At 71.6% G+C, this 19,906-nt stretch carries 19 protein-coding genes and 1 tRNA gene; 8 read left to right on the top strand and 12 right to left on the bottom strand.

The genetic code is table 11. The annotated features are described in order from the left end of the window. Positions 1-3: 3 nt before the first annotated feature. Entirely contained in the window at positions 4-1,383 is a 1,380-nt protein-coding gene (locus SSPS47_RS10855) for a tetratricopeptide repeat protein (RefSeq protein WP_164250615.1), read from the bottom strand. Between the two features lie 306 nt (positions 1,384-1,689). On the opposite strand from SSPS47_RS10855, the gene SSPS47_RS10850 reads away from it, so the two are divergent. Both SSPS47_RS10850 and SSPS47_RS10845 read left to right on the top strand, forming a co-directional pair. After that, on the top strand, positions 1,690-2,139 hold the full coding sequence (locus tag SSPS47_RS10850; protein ID WP_239065242.1) for a hypothetical protein: 450 nt from the start codon (positions 1,690-1,692) through the stop codon (positions 2,137-2,139). Positions 2,140-2,309: 170 nt separating this feature from the next. Continuing rightward, entirely contained in the window at positions 2,310-3,098 is a 789-nt protein-coding gene (locus tag SSPS47_RS10845; protein WP_239065241.1) for a fused MFS/spermidine synthase, read from the top strand. A 210-nt stretch (positions 3,099-3,308) separates the two neighbouring features. On the opposite strand, the gene SSPS47_RS10840 is transcribed toward SSPS47_RS10845, so the two are convergent. After that, positions 3,309-3,884 carry a hypothetical protein gene (locus SSPS47_RS10840; protein ID WP_164250611.1) on the bottom strand — a complete coding sequence of 192 codons (576 nt, stop codon included), beginning with the start codon at positions 3,882-3,884 and terminating at the stop codon, positions 3,309-3,311. Between the two features lie 102 nt (positions 3,885-3,986). Here SSPS47_RS10840 and SSPS47_RS10835 point away from each other — a divergent pair, with 102 nt between their 5' ends. Beyond that, a complete protein-coding gene (locus tag SSPS47_RS10835) occupies positions 3,987-4,721 on the top strand; it encodes a response regulator transcription factor (protein ID WP_164250609.1) in 735 nt (244 codons plus the stop codon). Beyond that, a complete protein-coding gene (locus SSPS47_RS10830) occupies positions 4,718-6,121 on the top strand; it encodes a HAMP domain-containing sensor histidine kinase (RefSeq protein WP_164250607.1) in 1,404 nt (467 codons plus the stop codon). The genes SSPS47_RS10835 and SSPS47_RS10830 overlap by 4 nt, the downstream gene beginning before the upstream one ends. Positions 6,122-6,370: 249 nt before the next feature. Here SSPS47_RS10830 and SSPS47_RS10825 read toward each other — a convergent pair whose 3' ends face one another. The 7 genes from SSPS47_RS10825 to SSPS47_RS10795 all read right to left on the bottom strand — a co-directional run bounded on the left by SSPS47_RS10825 (position 6,371) and on the right by SSPS47_RS10795 (position 12,255). Beyond that, on the bottom strand, positions 6,371-7,795 hold the full coding sequence (locus SSPS47_RS10825; RefSeq protein WP_164250605.1) for a family 1 glycosylhydrolase: 1,425 nt from the start codon (positions 7,793-7,795) through the stop codon (positions 6,371-6,373). 31 nt (positions 7,796-7,826) lie between these two features. Further along, positions 7,827-8,720 (bottom strand): carbohydrate ABC transporter permease, encoded by an 894-nt coding sequence (locus tag SSPS47_RS10820; protein WP_239064845.1) that lies wholly within the window; start codon positions 8,718-8,720, stop codon positions 7,827-7,829. After that, complete coding sequence (locus SSPS47_RS10815) at positions 8,720-9,343, bottom strand: extracellular solute-binding protein (RefSeq protein ID WP_164247417.1); 624 nt, start codon at positions 9,341-9,343, stop codon at positions 8,720-8,722. The genes SSPS47_RS10820 and SSPS47_RS10815 overlap by 1 nt, the downstream gene beginning before the upstream one ends. Positions 9,344-9,515: 172 nt before the next feature. Further along, positions 9,516-9,588, bottom strand: a tRNA-His gene (locus SSPS47_RS10810). 125 nt (positions 9,589-9,713) lie between these two features. Further along, complete coding sequence (orn, locus tag SSPS47_RS10805; protein WP_164250603.1) at positions 9,714-10,307, bottom strand: oligoribonuclease; 594 nt, start codon at positions 10,305-10,307, stop codon at positions 9,714-9,716. Between the two features lie 10 nt (positions 10,308-10,317). Beyond that, positions 10,318-11,538, bottom strand: a complete 1,221-nt coding sequence (locus tag SSPS47_RS10800; protein WP_164250601.1) for a helix-turn-helix domain-containing protein — start codon at positions 11,536-11,538, stop codon at positions 10,318-10,320. A 450-nt stretch (positions 11,539-11,988) separates the two neighbouring features. After that, the gene (locus tag SSPS47_RS10795) at positions 11,989-12,255 is read right to left on the bottom strand and encodes a hypothetical protein (protein ID WP_164247415.1); all 267 of its coding nucleotides are present in this window, start codon (positions 12,253-12,255) and stop codon (positions 11,989-11,991) included. 375 nt (positions 12,256-12,630) lie between these two features. Between SSPS47_RS10795 and SSPS47_RS10790 the strand changes: the two genes are divergently transcribed. Then, the gene (locus tag SSPS47_RS10790) at positions 12,631-13,152 is read left to right on the top strand and encodes a universal stress protein (RefSeq protein ID WP_078077224.1); all 522 of its coding nucleotides are present in this window, start codon (positions 12,631-12,633) and stop codon (positions 13,150-13,152) included. Between the two features lie 262 nt (positions 13,153-13,414). On the opposite strand, the gene glmS is transcribed toward SSPS47_RS10790, so the two are convergent. The 3 genes from glmS to SSPS47_RS10775 all read right to left on the bottom strand — a co-directional run bounded on the left by glmS (position 13,415) and on the right by SSPS47_RS10775 (position 16,610). Further along, the gene (gene glmS, locus SSPS47_RS10785) at positions 13,415-15,244 is read right to left on the bottom strand and encodes a glutamine--fructose-6-phosphate transaminase (isomerizing) (protein WP_164250599.1); all 1,830 of its coding nucleotides are present in this window, start codon (positions 15,242-15,244) and stop codon (positions 13,415-13,417) included. Between the two features lie 78 nt (positions 15,245-15,322). Continuing rightward, complete coding sequence (locus tag SSPS47_RS10780) at positions 15,323-15,604, bottom strand: hypothetical protein (RefSeq protein ID WP_078077226.1); 282 nt, start codon at positions 15,602-15,604, stop codon at positions 15,323-15,325. Positions 15,605-15,692: 88 nt separating this feature from the next. Then, on the bottom strand, positions 15,693-16,610 hold the full coding sequence (locus SSPS47_RS10775) for a DUF4429 domain-containing protein (RefSeq protein ID WP_164250597.1): 918 nt from the start codon (positions 16,608-16,610) through the stop codon (positions 15,693-15,695). A gap of 342 nt (positions 16,611-16,952) precedes the next feature. Between SSPS47_RS10775 and SSPS47_RS10770 the strand changes: the two genes are divergently transcribed. The 3 genes from SSPS47_RS10770 (at position 16,953) to SSPS47_RS10760 (ending at position 19,906) form a co-directional block, all read left to right on the top strand. Next, entirely contained in the window at positions 16,953-18,542 is a 1,590-nt protein-coding gene (locus SSPS47_RS10770) for a beta-N-acetylhexosaminidase (protein WP_239064844.1), read from the top strand. 223 nt (positions 18,543-18,765) lie between these two features. After that, entirely contained in the window at positions 18,766-19,065 is a 300-nt protein-coding gene (locus SSPS47_RS10765) for a hypothetical protein (protein WP_164250596.1), read from the top strand. 154 nt (positions 19,066-19,219) lie between these two features. Beyond that, a complete protein-coding gene (locus SSPS47_RS10760) occupies positions 19,220-19,906 on the top strand; it encodes a lysophospholipid acyltransferase family protein (RefSeq protein WP_164250594.1) in 687 nt (228 codons plus the stop codon).

The raw sequence follows: 19,906 nt of genomic DNA, 5'->3' as shown, positions 1-19,906 counted from the left end.
AGGTCAGGCCCTGCGCGCCGTCGCGGCCGACGACGCGTGGCGGTCCAGGAAGCCGCCCACCTCCGCCGTGCGCCCCTTGGGCAGCAGCACCCGGACCATGCCCGCGAGCATGCCCTGGATACGGGACGACTGGACCTCGTCCATCAGGTCCAGCACCCGGTGCCCGGCCGCGGCGGCCTCGTCGAGGAAGCCCGCGCGCGCCAGGTTCGAGGCCAACTCCGCCCGGTAGAGCGCGAGATTGCGGGTGAAGTGCGGGTCCAGGAGGACGGTGGCCCGGTACGCGTGCCGGGCCGCCGCCGACCAGTCGCCCAGCGCCGCCCGGCACTGCGCCTCCAGCACCTCCAGTTCGGGCTCGCCGAAGAACGACATCCACTCGGGGTCGTCGTCCGACGGACCCCGCTCGAAGAACGTGTGCGCCTGCCCCAGGGACTGCTCGCAGCCCGTACGGTCCCCGAGCCCGGCCCAGCCGCCCGCCTCGCGCAGCGCGAGGAGCGACAGCAGTCGCGGCGAGGCGAGTTCCGACGCCGCGCGCCGGCCGGCCTGCGCCGCGCGCACCGCCTCACGGTGCCGGCCCCCGTCCCTCGCCAGGAACGACGTGTTGCAGAACGCGTGCGCCTCAAGTGCCGGATCACCCGCGACCCGTGCGGTGGCCAGCGCCTCCGCGTAGTGCGAACGCGCGTCGTCGAACCGGCCCGAGTCGTGGGCCAGCCAGCCCACCGAGATCGCCAGTTCGCCCGCGCTCGCGTGCAGCCGGTCGGCCGTCGCGCCACGGGTGGCCGTGCCCGCGTCGAGGAGCGCGTACGCGGTCCGCAGGGGCTGCGCCGCCCGCCGGTACAGCCCGTCGGCGCCGTGCCGGTCGTCCAGCAGCCTGATCCGGCGTACCGCCTCCTCCAGCGCGTTGATCTCCGCCTCGCCCAACTGCCGGGGGCCGGTCCCGGCGGTGGCGTGCGCACCGCCGATGTCGAGGCCGAGACAGGCCCCCGCCATCGTCGCGGTGCCGTTGGTCATGAATGCGCGACGCAGCACGTCGCTCTCCTCGCTGGTGTCACCGGTAGCGCCGCGCACCGGGGTCGGGTCGGGGGCCGGCGCCGTACGGACGTCGGCCCTGGTTCCGGACGCCCTGCCGCGCACGGTGTCGCGGGGCGAGAAGCCCAGATCGGCCAGGGTGAGGCCGGGGAACATATGGAGGAAGACGCGTTCGTACGCGTAGTTGGGACAGCGGATCTCGCCGGCCTCCACCCGTCCGATATAACGTGCGTCGCACGCGACCTGTTCACCTGTCTCCCGGGCGGCCCTGCGCACGGCCGCGGCGAACTCCCCCGGCGAGCGAGGGCCGCGCAGCCGGCGGAAGGCGAGATTGGGAACTGCCGGGGTCGACACCATGGCCGAGACCTCTCCTTGGACACGTTGGTCCTGCGCGCCGGTTCACCTCGTCCCCGGTGTTCCGGCGTTCCGGCGTTCCGGCGTTCCGGCGGTCCGGCGTCCAAGAAGGTACCCGTTGTGACCAGTTGGCTACACGGTGTTTGGCTACAAACCGGATATCTCACCCACGATCTGCCATGAACTGCCATCCTTTGCGGCGGACCCGTGCCGTTGCTGTTGACGCCCCGACGCGTTGAACCATGCGGAGACGCGCAACGTGTCTCCACTCGACGAGGAGGGGTTTCCTTGTTGAAGTTGGAGGTCGGTATGAAGACCAGTGACGGCCCATGGGCGACTGCTCGGCGCGCACCCTCGGCCGAGGCGAGCGAGTCGCCCGCGAGCGCTTCCGGCGGGGGCCACGGTGTGCCCTGCGATCTGGTGACCGTCCCGGCCCGCCAGGGGCTGGAGGCCGTCGACATCCTGCGCCGTGGCTCGGGTGAGGCTCCAGCGGTGGGACCCGTGGTCCTCGACGGCACCTGCGACAACCTCGGCTTCCTGGTACCTCCCGGCACGGCGGCGGGCTGGGACATGCCCGGCAGCGCGTGTACGGAGACGGCCGGCCGGGGACTGCGCGTGCCGGCCGAGCCGCCCCTCACCGGCGGCGCGTGGCTGCTGCCGCCCGACGCCGGCACCGGTGAGGTCACCGACCCGGCAGTGCTGCGTGAGGCCCTCGGCGAGGCGGCGCGGCTGATCGAGGCGGCCGACGGTCACCAGTAGCGAGCACCGGCAGTGGCCGTCGCCCGCGTCGCCGACCACCGCGGCCGGGTGACAATGGGCCGGTGGCGAAGAACCCGGCGGCGAGGAACAGACGGCGTGGACGAGGTGTCCCCGAGGCGGGGACGGGGCACGACACCGCCACCGAGCCGGTCGACGGCGGCCTCGCCGAACTGGTGCCCGACCGTGAGCGTCCCCGTGCCCGGACGCTGCTGATCGACGGCGCCCCGCAGTCCCACGTCGACCTCGACGACCCGGCGCATCTCTCCTTCCCCTATCAGCGCAGACTCGGCCATGTCGCCGATCTCGTCGCTCCCGCCGGCCGCCCGCTGCACGTCGTGCACCTCGGCGGCGGCGCCTTCACCCTCGCCCGTTACGTCGCGGCCACCCGCCCCCGGTCCACGCAGCAGATCGTGGAGCTGGACGCGCGCCTCGTCCAACTGGTCCGCAGGGAGCTGCCGTTGGATCCGGGCGCCCGGATCCGGGTCCGCTCCGCCGACGCACGCGCCGGGCTCGCCAGGATGCCCGACGGCTGGGCGGACCTGGTGATCACGGACGTCTTCGACGGGGCCCGTACCCCGGCGCATCTCACCAGCGCGGAATTTCTCGCCGACGTACGGCGCGTGCTGGCGCCCGGCGGCGGTTACGCGGCCAACCTGGCCGACGGGCCGCCGCTCGCCCATCTGCGCTCCCAGATCGCCACGGCCGCCACCGTCTTCCCGGAACTGGCGCTCGCCGCCGACCCGGCCGTACTGCGCGGCCGGCGCTTCGGCAACGCCGTACTCCTCGCGTCGGACCGGGAGTTGCCGGTCGCGGAGCTGACGCGCCGGGTCGCGGGCGATCCGCATCCGGGGCGGGTGGAACACGGGCGGTCGCTCACGGACTTCACGGGCGGCGCGGTGGTGGTCACCGACGCGAACGCGAAGCCGTCACCCGTACCGCCGCCGGGTACGTTCGACTGAACGGACGTCCCCCAGGTCCTGTCTTCACACCGGCGTCCGGCTCACGACGCTTGGCACGCCGCTGCGTTGTCGGACTCGCCCGAGTACGCCCGGTACGGATGCGATCCTCCGTCCTGCGATCGCACGCACCAGAGGTCGTGAGCCCCGCCCTGCGGGCGGACGACGCCAGTTCGAAGACAGGACCTGAGCCCGTCCGGCGCCTGAGGACACTCACCGCTCGTCGATCTGGACCCGGGGCGCGGAATCGTGCCAGGTGCAGAAGACCGAGATCTCCCGGTCGTCGCGGGTGAACGTCACCCGGATCCAGAAGTCCTGCTTCCAGACCTGCATCTGCCAGTCGGCCTCCGGCGTCGCCGAGACCAGCTCCGCCGAGTGGCTGCCGAGATCGAAGACGACCCGTCCGCCGTCGACGGGATAGCTCTTCACGTTCCCCGGTGTGGCGGGGCCGGTGTCCGGATCCGACGGCCCGTTCTTCTCCGGGGTCTTCGCCGGAGGGGTCGCCGACGCCTTGCCGTCCGGCGTCCCGGAGGACTCCGGGGTATCGGCCGGCGCGGGCGTCCGCGGTGACGGCGAGGGCGGCGGGCTCGGCGGGCGGTGCGTCGAGGAGGACTGCGGCCGGGCGCGCTGCGTCGTCGCGCTGTCCCCGGTGATCGGAAGCGCCCGGGGTCTGTCGTACACCGTGCCCACGACGACCGTGTGCACGCCCCACCAGGAGAGCGTGACCGCCGCCCCGGTCGCGAGCGTCCACGCCATGGCATGTACGAGTCCTCTGCGCATCGGGGCCATACTGCACCACCCGCCCCACCCCTGTCCCTCCGTCCGCGGTCCCCGTCCCCGTCCCGTCCGCCTTCCGACCTCGGCTCCCCCGAATGGCGTACGGTGCCGCCCATGCCAAGTGTGCTCGTGGTCGAGGACGACCAGTTCGTGCGCTCCGCCCTCATCAGGCACTTGACCGAGGCCTCCCACACCGTACGGAGCGTCGGTACCGCCCTGGAGGCACTGCGCGAGGTCGCCCATTTCCGTTTCGACGTGGTCATCCTCGACCTCGGACTCCCCGATCTCGACGGATCCGAGGTGTTGAAGATGCTGCGCGGGATCACCGACGTGCCGGTGATCATCGCCACCGCACGGGACGACGAGGCGGAGATCGTACGGCTGTTGAACGACGGCGCCGACGACTACCTCACCAAACCGTTCTCCGTGGAACACCTGTCGGCCCGGATGGCCGCCGTGCTGCGGCGCTCGCGAGCCCTCGCCACCGACGACCCGCTCTCGCGCGTCATCCGCGTCGGCGGCCTCGCCATCGACCCGCTGCGCCGTCAGGCCGAACTCGACGGCGCACGGCTGGATCTGACCCGGCGGGAGTTCGACCTGCTCGCCTTCCTCGCCGGACGGCCCGGTGTGGTCGTCGCGCGCAAGGAACTGCTGGCCGAGGTGTGGCAGCAGTCGTACGGCGACGACCAGACCATCGACGTCCATCTGTCCTGGCTGCGGCGGAAGCTGGGCGAGACGGCGGCCCGGCCCCGCTATCTGCACACACTGCGCGGCGTCGGCGTGAAGCTGGAGCCGCCGGCCCCCGGTGCGCCGGTGGCCGGCTCCGGCGCGCACGAGCCCCTGTCATGAGATGGGCGCTGGTCAGGGTCTCGCTGGCGGTGACCGCGATGGTCGTGCTCGCCTTCGCCGTCCCGCTCGGTCTCGTCATCAAGGAGATGGCCAAGGACCGTGCCTTCTCCAACGCCGAACGGCAGGCCGCGACCCTCGGCCCGGTGCTCTCCATCGCACAGGGCCGCGAACAACTGGAGTGGGCCGTCCGGTCCAGCCCCATCGGCGACACCGGACACCTCGCCGTCCATGTGCCGGCCTCCGGCGAACCGGGCGGCCTGCCCATGGAGATCGGCACCCGCCGGGCGGCACAGAAGGACCTGCGCGCCACCGAGCGGCTGGGCAGGGCCTCGATCGCCGAGGTCAGCGGCGGTTCCGCGCTGCTCCAGCCGATCGCGATCTCCACCGGCAAGATCGCCATCATCGAGGTGTTCGTCCCCGAGGACGAGGTGTCCAACGGTGTCGCCACCGCCTGGCTGGTGCTCGCCGGTGTGGGCGTCGCGCTCGTCGTGGGGTCGGTCGCCGTGGCCGACCGGCTCGGCGTACGGATGGTGCGGCCGGCCCAGCGGCTCGCGGGCGCCGCCCATGACCTCGGCGAGGGCAGACTCGGCGCACGGGTCCCGGAGAAGGGTCCGACGGAGCTGCGGTCCGCGGCGATCGCCTTCAACTCGATGGCCGACCAGGTGGTCCAACTCCTCGCCAACGAGAGGGAACTGGCCGCCGACCTCTCGCACCGCCTGCGCACACCGCTCACCGTGCTGCGCCTCAACGCCGCGTCGCTGGGCGAGAGTCCGGCCGCCGACCAGACGCGGGCGGCCGTCGCGCAGCTCGAACGCGAGGTCGACACCATCATCCGTACGGCCCGCAAAGCCAAGCCGCAGACCCGCGCGACGACACCGGGAGTGGGCTGCGAGGTCTCCGAGGTCATTCGCGAGCGCATGGACTTCTGGTCGGCGCTGGCCGAGGACGAGGGCCGGAAGGTACGGCTGGCCGGGGTCGGCCGGCCGGTACGCATCCCCGTCGCCCGGCCCGAACTGGCCGCCGCCCTCGACGCGTTGCTCGGCAACGTCTTCCGGCACACCCCGGAGGGCACCGCCTTCGCCGTCGACGTCCACCACGCCGAAGACGCCGTGATCGTCCTCGTCTCGGACGCGGGACCCGGGATCGCGGACCCCGAGGCGGCACTCGTACGCGGCAACAGCGGGGCCCGCGAGGGCTCCACGGGGCTCGGGCTCGACATCGTGCGCAGGGTCGCGGAGTCGACCGGCGGGGACGTACGGATCGGGCGCTCCGTGCTCGGCGGCACGGAGGTGCGGATCTGGATCGGGCTCGGCGGGCGGCGCTCCACGCGGTCCACGGGGGAGCGCCGCGGGCACCGGCTGCGGCGGCGGGGGAACGGCCTGCGGCCCGCGGACCATTAATCCGCTCCCAATGGTTCCTTAAGGGGGCCTCAAGAACGGCAACGCCCGTCCGGTATCGGTGACTTGTCCGGATCGGGGCGGCTAGCGTGCTGCCGCGAGACCGTACGAACCGCACGGCTGCCGTCCCCCACCGGTCGCCACCCCCCGCGTCCCGGCCGGCCCACCCCACCCCCCACCCGGCCGGGGCGCGCCCCCGTCACCACGGCCGGCGGGGCCGCGCGAGCCCGCGGGCGCTCCGGGGCCACAGGTCTACGCGGGCGGGTCCGGCAGGATGCCCGTCTCCGTCAGGCGGGCGTACCAGCGGGCGCTCGACTTCGGGGTGCGCTCCTGCGTCCCGTAGTCGACGTGCACCGCCCCGAACCGCTTCCCGTAACCCCGCTCCCACTCGAAGTTGTCCAGCAGCGACCAGAGGAAGTAGCCACGTACATCCGCCCCGTCGGCCATCGCCCGGTGCGCCGCCGACAGGTGCCCGTGCAGGAAACGGATGCGGTCGGGGTCGTGGACCACGCCGTCCGCGTCCGGCCTGTCGTCGTACGCCGCGCCGTTCTCGGTGATCACCAGCGGCACGTCGGGCGCCTCGCGGGTGTAGCGCATCAGCACGTCGTACAGCCCGGTCGGATCGACCGACCAGCCCATCTCGGTTACCTCGCCCGGCGGCTGATGGAACGTCACCGACTCCGCGCCCGGCCACGGCGACTTCTCGCCCTCGCCGTGCGCGTGACCGTGGCTGTCGCGGCGGGACGCGTCCGCTCCGGTGTCCGTCGCGGCCGAGACCAGGTGCGGCGTGTAGTAGTTGATCCCCAGCCAGTCCAGCGGCTGATGGATCGTCACCGCGTCGTCCGCCTTCACGAAGGACCAGTCGGTGATCCGCGCGGTGTCCTTGAACAGGTCCTCGGGGTAGGCGCCCGACAGCATCGGCCCGGTGAAGATCCGGTTCGCCAGCGCGTCGATACGGCGCCCCGCGTCCAGGTCCTCCGGCGACTGCGAACGGGCCCGCACCACCGCCGCGTTGTGGCAGACGGTGATCTGCGCCCGTCTGGGCAGCACGGTCCGCAGCGCCTGGGCGGCGAGCCCGTGGCCCAGGTTGAGATGGTGCGCGGCCCGCAGCGCGAGCACCGGATCCGTACGGCCCGGCGCGTGGACCCCGGAGGCGTACCCCAGGAACGCGCTGCACCAGGGCTCGTTGAGAGTCACCCACCGGTCGACCCGGTCGCCGAGCGCGTCGCCGAGGATCCGCGCGTACTCCGCGAACCGGAACGCCGTCTCGCGCACCGGCCAGCCGCCCGCGGTCTCCAGATCGTGCGGCAGGTCCCAGTGGTAGAGGGTCAGGACGGGCCGTATGCCGCGCTCCAGCAGGTCGTCGACGAGCTTGCGGTAGAAGTCGAGACCGCGCTGTACGGCCGGGCCGCGCCCGATGGGCTGGACGCGCGACCAGGAGACCGAGAAGCGGTACGCGTTCACCCCGAGGTCCGCCATGAGGCGCACGTCCTCGGCCCGGCGGTGGATGTGGTCGGCCGCGGTGTCACCCGTGTCGCCGTTCTCGACCTTGCCGGGTGTGTGGCTGAACGTGTCCCAGATCGACGGGGTACGGCCGATCTCCCGCGCGCCGCCCTCGATCTGATAGGCGGCGGTGGCGGTGCCCCATATGAAGTCGGACGGAAAACTGAGGGACATGGATGCGCTCCGGGTCGAGGAAAACGCGCGGTCAGCCCTTGACCGCGCCTGTCATGATGCCACCGACGATGTGCTTGCCGAAGATCACGAAGGCCAGCAGCAGCGGCAGCGTACCGAGCAGCGCACCGGCCATGATCACCGACTGGTCGGGGATGCAGCCACGGCCGAGGCCCGTCAGCGCGACCTGACCCGTCGGGTTGCCGTTCTGTGTGAGTGCGATGATCGGCCAGAAGAAATCGTTCCAGGCCATCACGAAGGCCAGCATCCCGAGGACCGCCATCGCGGGCCGCGCCGCCGGGAAGACCACGTGCCACACGACCCGCCAGCTGCTCGCCCCGTCCACGCGCGCCGCCTCGACCAGCTCGGTCGGCAGCGCCCGGAGCAGATACTGGCGCATGAGGAACACCCCGAACGCGCTGACCAGGGTGGGCAGGACGACGGCCTGGAGCCGGTCGGTCCAGGACAGCTCGGCGATCAGCATGTACAGGGGTACGACGCCGAGTTGCGGCGGCACCATCATCGTGCCGATCACCAGCGGCAGGAGCAGGTTCTTGAACCGGAAGCGGAGCTTGGCGAAGGCGAAGCCCGCGAGCGTCGAGAACAGCACCGTCCCGGCGGCCACCGTCCCCGCCACCAGGACCGTGTTGAACAGTGCCGTACCCATGTTGGCGTCGGTCCAGGCGATCCGGAGATTGCGCCGGATGTAGCCGAGCATCCAGGCCGGACAGGAGACGGTCGCGAAGGTGGCGTTGGCGAAGCCCTGGTCCCAGGCGGGCGTGAACTGCTGGAGCCTGCCGGTGAGCCCCGCGCGGGCGAACTCGGCGGCGGTGTTCCAGGCCCCTCGTACGGCCGGGTTGGTCTTGTAGACGACCTGGCCGTCCGCGTCGTGGAAGCGCTTCTCGTGCCCACCGGTGATGGCCGCCATCACCCCGGCCGCCGAGTCGACGAAGACCGTCCCCGGGGCGCCCGAGCCTTGTACAGCTTCCCCGCCGCCAGGTACTTCCGCCAGTCGCCCGCCCACAGCCTCCCCACGGCCGTGCGGTCGGTGGGCAGCCCGGCCTCGGCGAAGAGGTCCCTGCGGTAGCAGACGCCCTGCGGCCCGATGTCCTTACCGAGGCCGACGGTCTTCCCGCCGGCGGTGGTGGCCTGCGACCACTTCCAGGGCAGGAAGCTGTCCTTCCGCACGCCCTCGGTCCGGCCCAGGTCCATGAGCTTGTCCGCCTGGGTGGCGGTGATCTCGGCGATGTTGTTGACCTCGACGGCCTGGATGTCGGCGAGACCGCTGCCGCTGCCCAGATGGGTCAGGAGCTGCGGGTAGTAGTTCTCGTTCCGCTCGATGGACGTCTGCTTGATGACGACGTCCCTGTTGAGCTTCATGTACTCGTCGTAGAGCCCGGCCTCCTTGAGACCGAAGGCCCCGAAGACGCCCACCGTGAGCGTGGTCCCGCCGCCCCAGCCGCCGCTCGTGCCCCCGTCGTACGCGGCACTGCCCGGGGGCTCGGCCACGAGGCCCGCCAGCCGCCGGGCCGTGCGGGAGTGTGTGCGCATGACGTCCTTCCTTGGACCGGCCCGGGCGGGGCCGCACCCGGCCTCGGACGGGAAATGGGAGCGCTCCCACGCCGGGTCGAGCGTCCCCGCTCGCACAGGAGGTGTCAAGGGACCGGGCGGCGACACGACGAAGGGCCGGTCCGCTCACGCGAACCGGCCCTTCTTCCGTCAGGGTGAGTAACGGGACTTGAACCCGCGACATCCTGGACCACAACCAGGTGCTCTACCAGCTGAGCTATACCCACCACGCCCGGTCATTGCGTACCCGACCGGCCGAGAAAAAGTGTACAGGGTCCGCGAGGGTGCTCGCGCCCGAGTTTCGGCGGGCCCGTGGACCGCCCCCGGTGGATCCGGCGGCGGGCCCCGCGGCTCACAGCACGTGCTTCGCCGCGATCGCCTTCGCCGTGTCCGAGTCCGGGCCGGGCTGCGGCACGAAGACCGCCTCACGGTAGTAGCGCAGCTCCGCGATGGACTCACGGATGTCCGCCAGGGCCCGGTGGTTGCCGCTCTTCTCGGGGCTGTTGAAGTAGGCGCGCGGGTACCACCGGCGCGCCAGCTCCTTGACCGACGAGACGTCGACGATCCGGTAGTGGAGGTAGCCCTCCAGTTCCGGCATGTCCCGCAGCAGGAAGCCGCGGTCGGTGCCGACCGTGTTGCCGCACAGCGGCGCCTTGCCGGGCTCCCTGACGTGCTCGCGCACGTACTCCAGCACCCGCTCCTCGGCCTCGGCCAGGGTCGTGCCGCCGGCCAGTTCGTCGAGGAGGCCCGAGGCGGTGTGCATCTGCCGCACCACCTCGGGCATCGTCTCCAGCGCCGCGTCCGGGGGACGCACGACGATGTCGACCCCCTCGCCGAGCACGTTCAGCTCCGAGTCGGTGACCAGTGCGGCCACCTCGATGAGTGCGTCGTCCGTCAGCGAGAGCCCGGTCATCTCGCAGTCGATCCACACCATTCGATCGTTCATGCGCCTTACCCTACGGTGCGCTCCTCTGGCCGGGCAGGCTCGGGCGGCCCTGGCCGGCGGCGAAAGCCTCCGAGTAGGACTTGACCGGCTCCGGCACCGTCGACGAGGCCGTCGCGGAACCGGACGGCGCGGTGGCCGCCGCCGTCCGCCGGGCGTGCGGGGACGGCTGCGCCGGTACGACCTGTTCCATCGCCGTCGGCGCGAGCTGGTCCCCGTGCGGACGGCGGGCCCGGTAGGCGGCCCGGTACGCGGCGGGGGACGAGCCCAGCTGACGCCGGAAGTGCCCGCGAAGCGCCACCGGTGAGCGGAAGCCGCAGCGGCCGGCCACCTCGTCCACCGAGTAGTCGGAGGTCTCCAGCAGCCGCTGCGCCTGGAGCACGCGCTGCGTGATCAGCCACTGGAGCGGCGCGCTGCCGGTGAGCGAACGGAAGCGGCGGTCGAACGTCCTGCGGCTCATGTAGGCGCGGGCGGCCAGAGTCTCCACGTCGAACTGCTCGTGCAGATGCTCCAGCGCCCAGGCCACGACCTCGGCGAGCGGGTCGGAGCCGATCTCTTCTGGTAAAGACCTGTCGAGATAGCGCTCCTGACCGCCACTGCGCCGCGGCGGGACGACGAGCCTGCGCGCCAGTGCCCCGGCGGCCTCGGTCCCGTGATCCGTACGCACTATGTGCAGACACAGATCGATTCCGGCCGCCGTGCCCGCGGAGGTGAGCACATCGCCGTCGTCCACGAACAGTTCGCGCGGATCGACATGGACGGACGGATACCGCTTGGCGAGCGTCGGCGCGTACATCCAGTGCGTGGTCGCCGGGCGGCCGTCCAGCAGACCGGCCGCGGCGAGCACGAACGCGCCGGTGCACAGTCCGACGATCCGGGCGCCTTCCTCGTGCGCGCGGCGCAGCGCGTCGAGCGCCTCGGGCGGCGGCGGCGAGGTGATCGACCGCCAGGCCGGGACGACCACCGTGCCCGCTCTGCCGATCGCCTCCAGGCCGTAGGGCGTGGTGAGTTCGAGGCCGCCGGTGGTGCGCAGCGGACCTTCCTCCCCACCGCACACGAGCAGCCGGTATCGCGGGACCCCGGCATCCTGACGGTCGATGCCGAACACGGAGAGCGGGATGGAGCTCTCGAAGATGGGCCCACCACTGAACAGCAGCACTGCGACGACTTCTCGGCGGCGGCGGCCGGAAAGCTTTCGTGCTGACTCCGGTGCGGCAATGGAGTCCTGGCTCATGGCGCTAAGCCCCCCTCGGTGTTCTCGTCTCCCCGTTCGTGTCGGGTCTTTCGCTCCTGCACGATTCCCCTCGGTTTTGCACGGGACCCCAGTCTTCGATACTCATGATCGAATCTACTGTGTCCCGTGGTGCCGGCGTGACAAGTTCGCTATCCAGCGCTATGTCGACAAGGCAACTTGGCGCGAAGCATTCGATCACGAAGCGTTCCACTCAGGCGGCTCACAGGGAAGTGCGCCTCGCGTGCATGGCCCGTCCCCGTAGGCCGTTCGCGGCCGGAAAGGACCTCTCTGCCCTGGTGGCAAGGGGGTTGACAGGCCATTTCGCCAAGGATCGGTCGCAGGGGTGAAGTTGGCTGAAAATTTACGGGTGTGCGGGCCAGGAAGCGCCAATCGCCCGGCGCACGTCAGTCATGTGCCCGCGCGCCCTGACGCGCCCCCCGGGACTTGGTGTTACCCGCCGTACGCCGAACCCGGACGGAGCGCCGGTACGGCGGCTCCGCCGACCGACGTACCGAATACGACAAGCACGACCGGCACGAGCAGACAACTGAACGCGGCCCAGCGAACCACATCGCCGGCGGAGTCGGCGGTGGCGGTGGGCGAGGCGGGGACGGCGGGTGCGACGGGTGCGGTGACGGTGGCGGCGGACGCGGCCGGGGCGGCCGACGGGGAGTCCGGTCCCGAGGGGGAGTCGTGGTGGTGCGGTCGTACGGACACGTGAGCTCCCTGGTGACGGGGGTGGCCGTGGTGACTGGAGTGACCGCAGCCATCACGGGGGACCCATGATCAACGAGGCGTCCGGCCGTCCGGTCACTTACCACCCCCCGGGTGGCCCGCGCCCGGGGCCCCGGTGCGCGGCGTGTCGAGGCCGCCTGTACGCGTCCCTGTGTACGTGCCATCCGGCGTTGCGATCCCTGACGGCCTCGGGCATGCTCCCTGGGACGCCGCGTGTGGAGCGGCGGCGCATGGGCAGAAGAGGAGTGTCGCCGTACCCTTGGGGGTAAGGGGTTGGGAAGATGATTCCCAGACACAGCTCCGTTGCCACGTCAACTGTTGCTCCTTCACGCAAGGACCCTCTTCGCCGAGACATCGATGGCCGGTCACGAAATCCCCGAACCCGCTGACCGCGAGCAGCTGACCGACCCCGCGTCGGACCTGCAAGCGGCGGAAGAGACACGCCACTCCTGCGATCCCGCCTTCCGGCACGGAGTGGTGGTCGGCTTCGACGGCTCGACCTCCAGCGAGCGCGCGCTCGCGTACGCCATCGGAATGGCCCGCAGGCTAGGCTCGGCCCTGATCATCGTCCATGTGGCCAATCGGCTGCCCACCACCGTCTGGGCGGGCTGCGAGCCCCCCGTCTTCGTGGACGTCCCGGACCACCGCACCGAAGTCCTCGGTCTCGAACTGGCCTGCGCCGACTACCTCACCGAGGTGCCGTGGATCCTCGTCGAGCGCGGTGGCGACATCTGCCACGAGCTCGAAGAGGTCGGCCAGGAGTACTCGGCCGACGCGATCGTCGTCGGCTCGACGCACGGCATCGTCGGACGCATCTTCGGCACGGTGGCGGGGCGGCTGGCACGACGGGCCCAACGGCCCGTCGTGGTCATCCCCTAGGGTCTGTCGTTCGGATCTTGCCGGGCTCGCGGTCCCTGGCACGCACGCCCGCCGCGTTGTCGTCGGTCGCCAACGCTCCGCGTTGTCTCCCTCCTCCGCCTTGCGATCGCACGCACCGGACCCCGCTCCCTGATCCGGCCTGATCCAAACGACAGACCCTAGCCCCGCCTCCCCGCGGCCGTACCGATCCGCAGCCGCGCCGACGGCGGCACCCGCAGCCGTACCGATCCGACGTCAGTCGCGGTTCCAGCGCCGCGGGTTGCTACTCCACCGTCACGGACTTCGCGAGGTTGCGCGGCTTGTCGATGTCCCGGCCCAGCGCCAACGCCGTGTGATAAGCGAGCAGTTGAAGCGGAATCCCCATCAGGATCGGGTCCAGCTCCGTCTCGTTCTTCGGTACCACGATCGTCTGGTCGGCCTTCGGCTGCTCCTGGTGTGCGACCGCCAGGATCCGGCCGCTGCGTGCCTTGATCTCCTCCAGCGCCGCGCGGTTCTTCTCCAGCAGGTCGTCGTCCGGCACGATCGCGACCGTCGGCAGCGCCGGCTCGATGAGCGCGAGCGGTCCGTGCTTCAGCTCGGACGCCGGATAGGCCTCGGCGTGGATGTACGAGATCTCCTTGAGCTTCAGGGAGGCCTCGAGCGCCACCGGATAGCCGCGCACGCGGCCGATGAACATCATCGACTTCGCATCCGCGTACTCCTCCGCCACCTTCTTGATCTCGGCCTCGGACCCGAGGATCTCCTCGATCTGGCCGGGCAGCCTGCGCAGCCCCGCGATGATCCGCTTGCCGTCGGCGACCGACAGATCGCGGATCCGGCCAAGGTGCAGAGCCAGCAGCGCGAACGACACGACCGTGTTGGTGAAGCACTTCGTGGAGACGACACAGACCTCGGGGCCCGCGTGCACGTACACACCGCCGTCGGTCTCGCGGGCGATCGCCGAGCCGACGACGTTGACCACGCCGAGCACCCGGGCGCCCTTGCGCTTGAGCTCCTGCACGGCGGCCAGGACGTCGTACGTCTCACCCGACTGCGACACGGCGATGTAGAGCGTGTCGGGGTCCACGACGGGGTTGCGGTAGCGGAATTCGGACGCGGGCTCGGCGTCCGCCGGGATCCGCGCCAGCGACTCGATGAGCCCGGCGCCGATGAGACCCGCGTGGTACGAGGTGCCGCAGCCGAGGATCTTGATGCGCCGCACCCCGCGCGCCTCCCGCGCGTCCAGATTGAGGCCGCCGAGGTGCACCGTGGAGAACCGGTCGTCGATCCGGCCGCGCAGGACCCGGTCCACGGCGTCGGCCTGCTCGGAGATCTCCTTGTGCATGTACGTGTCGTGGCCGCCCATGTCGTACGACTCGGCCTCCCACTCCACGGTGGTCGGCGTGGCCGAGGTGCGGGAGCCCTCGGTGGTGTACGTACGGAAGTCGTCGGCCTTGATGGTGGCCATCTCGCCGTCGTCCAGCGTGACGACCTGGCGGGTGTGGGAGACCAGCGCGGCGACGTCGGAGGCGACGAACATCTCCTTCTCGCCGATGCCGAGGACGACGGGCGAGCCGTTGCGTGCGACGACGATACGGTCCGCGAAGTCGGCGTGCAGGACGGCGATGCCGTACGTGCCCTCCACCTGCTTCAGCGACTGGCGGACCTTCTCCTCCAGCGTCTCGGCCTGCGAGCGCGCGATGAGATGCGTCAGGACCTCGGTGTCGGTCTCGGAGAGGAACACGACACCGTCGGCCTCCAGCTTCACGCGCAGCTCGGTGGCGTTGTCGATGATCCCGTTGTGGACGAGGGCGACCTTGTTCTCGGGGTCGAGGTGCGGGTGCGCGTTCTCGTCGCTCGGGGCGCCGTGGGTGGCCCAGCGGGTGTGGGCGATGCCCGTGGTGCCGGCGAAGCGCTTGGGGACGCGGGACTCCAGCTCACGGACGCGGCCCTTGGCCTTGACCATCTTCAGGGCCGCGGGCTTGCCCGCCGCCGCCTTGCCGGTGATGACCAGGCCCGCGGAGTCGTAACCCCGGTACTCCAGCCGCTGCAGGCCCTCAAGCAGCAGTGGAGCGACGTCACGCCTTCCGATGTAACCGACGATCCCGCACATATCAGTCTCTGCCCATCCGTCGATGCGTCAATGTCCCGTGGTGTGCGTGAGGCGCCGGTGGGCGGCCCCACGGCGCGCTCAGCCGTAGACGATGCGCCGGAGCTGTCTGAGGGACAGCTCCGGCGGCGCCACCGCGCGGTGCGGCAGCTCGGCCGCGATCCGCTCGAAGATCTCCGGGTTCTGGGCGCCGCCGCCCTGGAGCTCGCGGTGCCTGCGCCGGACGAACTCCTCGGTGGTCTCGTCGAAGTACGCCAGGACGTCCAGGACCACCCGGGCCGCCTCCCCGCGCGGGAGCGCGGTGCTGCGGACCAGATGGTCGACGAGGTCGTCGTGGGACGAGGGTGAACGGCGTTCGAGCACCCGTAGATACTGCGGGCGAATCAGGCCCTTTGCAAGAATCCTGCCCGATATCGGGCAGGAGTGCCCATGATCCCCTCCGGGAGGCTGTTCAGAGACGCTTCAGCACGGCCTGCTTGGCGGTCGTGAACTCCTCCGCCGTCAGGATCCCGGCCTGGTGCAGCTCACCCAGCTCCCGCAGCCTGCGCAGCAGCGCGTCATGATCGTCGCCACTCGCCGGGGCCGGAACGGGAGCGGTCGCGCCGGCCGGCGCGGGGACGGCGTCGGCGGGCTCGGGCGTCTTGGCCAGGAGCGCGGGCGCGGCGGCTCCCGCGTTCGGGTGCGGCAGCCGGGCGACCACGGCGGCGGCCACCAGCGCCATCAGCGGGTCCTTGCGGAAGCCGTACAGCTCCACGGCGTGCGGGTCGTACTTGGGCGCCGGGGAATTGCCCCGGCCGACGCGGAAACGCAGGAAGCCGTTCTCCATACCGGCGCTCGGCCGCCACTCCACACCCTCCACATCGCCGAGCGAGAGGGTGGTGGTGCCCCGCGAGGACTTCGACTCCTCCGTCTTCCAGTTCCACTCCAGCCGGATCTCCTCCCCGTCGAAGGTGGCCGTCCCGTCGCCCGCGCCCATCGTGATCGGCAGGGCGGGGCCGGGCAGCAGATAGCGCTCGGTGGGACCCGTGCCGACCTCGTCGAGCAGCAGGGAGTTGCGCACCTCGTCGACGAAGTACTCCGCGACGCCCGCGCGGTCGTTCTCCACGGTCAGCCGGTACGGATCGGAGCCGTCGTCCAGCTTGCCACCGGCGACCCTCGTGAGCGGGTCGGCGCCGTCGCGCAGCCGCAGCCTGAGCCGGCCGGACTTGCGGCCCGGCTCGAAGGTGATGCCCGCCAACGCCCGGAGCGGCACGGCGACTTCACCGAGCGACTTGCGCAGCAGACTCACGCGCTTGTCGCTGCCGGGCACTATGCGCACCGTGTCGCCGTCGAAGGTCCAGGTGCCGTCCTTCTGGATGATTTCCGCCATGCGCCGATTGTTCCATCGAGGCGCCGAGAAATGGTCTACACCTTGACCACCGACGGGGCGTTGGGTTCGGATGGGGAAGTTCGGTTGCTCCGCACCACAGTCCTGAATTCCCTGAAGGGGCCCAAGCCTGTGAGACAGCACGGAACGTCCCCCACATCCCCCACACCTCCCACGTCCCGAGTCCTTTCCGCGTTACGCACGCCCACCGCACCCCGCGCCTCCCCGCGGCCCCCGTCCCGGCGTCTGCGCGCGCCGCTCCTCGTCGCCGTAGCCCTCTTCTCGTGCCTGGCCGCCTCCGGCGGAGTCGCGGCCGCGGACCCCGGAGACGGGGGCGGCGGCGGTGTGGGCGGCGGCGGAGGCGGTGGCGGCGGTGGCGGCTGGCGTACGGCGGCCGGAGCAGCCCAGTCCGTCCGCCCGCTCGGCGACGTCGTCCCCGCGCCCGCCTCGGTGCGGCCGGGCGGGAAGCCGTACGCCATCACCGGCTCGACCCGCATCCGGGTCGACGACGACTCCCGCGAGGCGCGGAGCGTCGGCACCTATCTGGCGGGGCTGCTGCGCCCCTCCACCGGCTACGGCCTGCGGATCACCGACGACCGCCCCGGCCGCGGGCACGGCGACGACGTGATCCGGCTGCGGCTGGTGTCCGGCGACCGGGACCGCGCGCTCGGCGACGAGGGATACCGGCTGGAGTCGGACCGGGACGGTGTCACCCTCACCGCCCGCGAGCCCGCCGGGCTCTTCCACGGCGTCCAGACACTGCGGCAGCTCCTCCCCGCCGCCGTGGAGCGCGACAGCCGGCAGCGCGGCCCCTGGAAGGTCGCCGGCGGCACCATCACGGACAAGCCGCGCTACGCGTACCGGGGCGCCATGCTCGACGTCTCACGGCACTTCTTCAGCGTCGACCAAGTCAAGCGCTACATCGATCAGTTGGCCCTCTACAAGATCAATACGCTGCATCTGCACCTCTCGGACGACCAGGGCTGGCGCATCGCGATCGACTCCTGGCCGCGGCTGGCCGCACACGGCGGTTCGACGCAGGTCGGCGGCGGACCGGGCGGGTACTACACCAAGGCCCAGTACCGCGAACTGGTGCGCTACGCCACGTCCCGCCATCTCGAAGTCGTCCCGGAGATCGACATGCCGGGCCACACGAACGCGGCGCTCGCCTCGTACGCCGAGCTGAACTGCGACGGAGTCGTGCCGCCGCTCTACACCGGAACAGCCGTCGGCTTCAGCTCGCTGTGCGCGTCCAAGGAGATCACGTACGACTTCGTGGACGACGTGGTGCGCGAGCTGGCCGAGCTGACACCCGGCAGGTACCTGCACATCGGCGGCGACGAGGCGCACTCCACCAGCCATGAGGACTATGTGGAGTTCATGCGGCGGACACAGGCGGTGGTGGGCAAGTACGGCAAGAAGGTGGTGGGTTGGCACCAGCTGACCGGCGCCGATCCGGTGAAGGGCGCGGTGGCCCAGTACTGGGGCTACGACGCCACGGGCGCCGCAGAGCGCGCGCAGGTCGCCGAGGCGACGAAGGGCGGCACGAAGCTGATCCTCTCGCCGGCCGACCGGGTCTACCTGGACATGAAGTACGACCGGAACACCCAACTGGGCCAGTCCTGGGCCGGGTTGGTGGAGGTGAACCGCTCCTACGACTGGGACCCGGCGGCCTATCTCGCCGACGCGGGCGTCGCCCCGGGAGCGGTGCTCGGCGTCGAGGCGCCGCTCTGGACGGAGACCCTGTCGACCAGCGACCACATCGAGGAGATGGCGTTCCCGAGGCTGCCGGGTGTCGCGGAGATCGGCTGGTCCCCGCAGTCGGCGCGGGACTGGGACACGTACAAGTACCGGCTCGCGGCGCAGGGGCCGCGGCTGACGGCGCTGGGTATCGACTACTACCGCTCACCGGTGGTGCCGTGGCCCGCCGAGTGAACGGGTCCGTCCGTCCGGACGGACGCCGGTTCGAAGACAGGACCTAGGGGGCGGGCGCCCGTGCGAGACCGTGCACGGGCGCCCGCCGGTCTCGGATCGGGACGGCGGCGCTTGGAGCGAAGCGCGCGGTCCGGCCGCCGCGTCAGCGACGAGGCCGTGGTGGCGAAGGCGGCGTCCGGCCCGTGCGACAGCCGTCGTGGCAGGGCTCGATAGGGTGCGGCGCATGTCTGTGAACGTTCATCTCGCACTCCGCGTCGACAAGCTCGAATCCATCGAACAGGCCGAGACCGTCAAGACGGCGCTGGCCGAGGTTCTGCGGGAGCACTCGATCGACCGGGACGTGCGGCTCCGGAAGTTCCGGGAACCGATATCGGTGAAGGTGACAACGGGCAGGTGGCCGTTGAGCGTCCGGGGGTTCGGGGTGTGGAGCACCGCCTTCGAGCGCGACGTGACGGCGGCGGTCCACGACGTCGTGCCGTCGGCCGCGATCGATGTGGAGTGGGGCTACCCGGACGAAGCCTGAACGCGGGCGTGTGGTGGGCGGGTTGGCCGTACCTCAGGGCCCGTCGCGCGGTTGAGTACGCGTACTCACGCCGCCGCCCGCGCTCCCGGCGACCATGAGAACCACCACACGCCGTCCACGAACCCCGTCCGTCCCGGAGCCCCGGAGGCCCCTCATGCTCAGCCGCACGGCCGCCGCACTGGTGCCGTTCTTCGGCCGTCTCACGGTCACGCTGGACGGGGCCGCCGAACTGGCGCCCGGGAGCGTCGTCGCCGCGAACCACACCTCGCTCAGCGACCCGGCGATCGTGCTCGCCGCGCTGCACCGGCTGGGCGTGGAGCCGGTCGTGATGGCGGCCGCCGGCCTGTGGCGCGTGCCGCTCCTCGGGCGGGCGCTCGCCCACGACGGGCACATCCCCGTCCGCCGCGCCGACCCGCGGGCCGCCGCCTGCCTCGAAGACGCCGCAGCGGCGCTCGCGCGTGGCCGGCTCGTCGTCATCTACGGCGAGGGCGGCATACCGGACTTCGAGAGCGCCACCGAGACAGCTCCCCACCCGTTCCGCAGCGGCCTCGCCCGCCTCGTCGCCGCCACCGGCGCACCGGTCGTGCCTCTCGGGCAGAGGGGAGCCCGGAGCGTCATGTCGGGCAGCGGGCCGGGGCAGTTCACGAGACTGGCGCGCGCGCCGCTGCGCCGCCCGGAGCTTCGTGTGCACATCGGCGCCCCGGTGCGGCTGACGGGCGATCTGCCGGCCGCGACGGCTCAGGCCCACGCCGCGGTGACCACCGCGTGGCTGACCGCGGGCGGCCACACCGCGACGCCCCCGGCCCCGGTTCCGGCCCCGGTGATGGAGGCCGCTGCCTGA

It is taken from the genome of Streptomyces sp. S4.7 (assembly GCF_010384365.1).
Lineage (GTDB): Bacteria > Actinomycetota > Actinomycetes > Streptomycetales > Streptomycetaceae > Streptomyces.
This window is presented reverse-complemented; position numbering and strand designations above follow the sequence as displayed.

Bases quoted from the DNA above. Each gene is read 5' to 3' on its own strand.
- SSPS47_RS10855 (WP_164250615.1), bottom strand. From the start codon at position 1,383: ATGGTGTCGACCCCGGCAGTTCCCAATCTCGCCTTCCGCCGGCTGCGC.
- SSPS47_RS10850 (WP_239065242.1), top strand. From the start codon at position 1,690: ATGAAGACCAGTGACGGCCCATGGGCGACTGCTCGGCGCGCACCCTCG.
- SSPS47_RS10840 (WP_164250611.1), bottom strand. From the start codon at position 3,884: ATGGCCCCGATGCGCAGAGGACTCGTACATGCCATGGCGTGGACGCTC.
- SSPS47_RS10835 (WP_164250609.1), top strand. From the start codon at position 3,987: ATGCCAAGTGTGCTCGTGGTCGAGGACGACCAGTTCGTGCGCTCCGCC.
- SSPS47_RS10830 (WP_164250607.1), top strand. From the start codon at position 4,718: ATGAGATGGGCGCTGGTCAGGGTCTCGCTGGCGGTGACCGCGATGGTC.
- SSPS47_RS10825 (WP_164250605.1), bottom strand. From the start codon at position 7,795: ATGTCCCTCAGTTTTCCGTCCGACTTCATATGGGGCACCGCCACCGCC.
- SSPS47_RS10820 (WP_239064845.1), bottom strand. From the start codon at position 8,720: ATGGCGGCCATCACCGGTGGGCACGAGAAGCGCTTCCACGACGCGGAC.
- SSPS47_RS10815 (WP_164247417.1), bottom strand. From the start codon at position 9,343: ATGCGCACACACTCCCGCACGGCCCGGCGGCTGGCGGGCCTCGTGGCC.
- orn (WP_164250603.1), bottom strand. From the start codon at position 10,307: ATGAACGATCGAATGGTGTGGATCGACTGCGAGATGACCGGGCTCTCG.
- SSPS47_RS10800 (WP_164250601.1), bottom strand. From the start codon at position 11,538: ATGAGCCAGGACTCCATTGCCGCACCGGAGTCAGCACGAAAGCTTTCC.
- SSPS47_RS10790 (WP_078077224.1), top strand. From the start codon at position 12,631: ATGGCCGGTCACGAAATCCCCGAACCCGCTGACCGCGAGCAGCTGACC.
- glmS (WP_164250599.1), bottom strand. From the start codon at position 15,244: ATGTGCGGGATCGTCGGTTACATCGGAAGGCGTGACGTCGCTCCACTG.
- SSPS47_RS10775 (WP_164250597.1), bottom strand. From the start codon at position 16,610: ATGGCGGAAATCATCCAGAAGGACGGCACCTGGACCTTCGACGGCGAC.
- SSPS47_RS10765 (WP_164250596.1), top strand. From the start codon at position 18,766: ATGTCTGTGAACGTTCATCTCGCACTCCGCGTCGACAAGCTCGAATCC.
- SSPS47_RS10760 (WP_164250594.1), top strand. From the start codon at position 19,220: ATGCTCAGCCGCACGGCCGCCGCACTGGTGCCGTTCTTCGGCCGTCTC.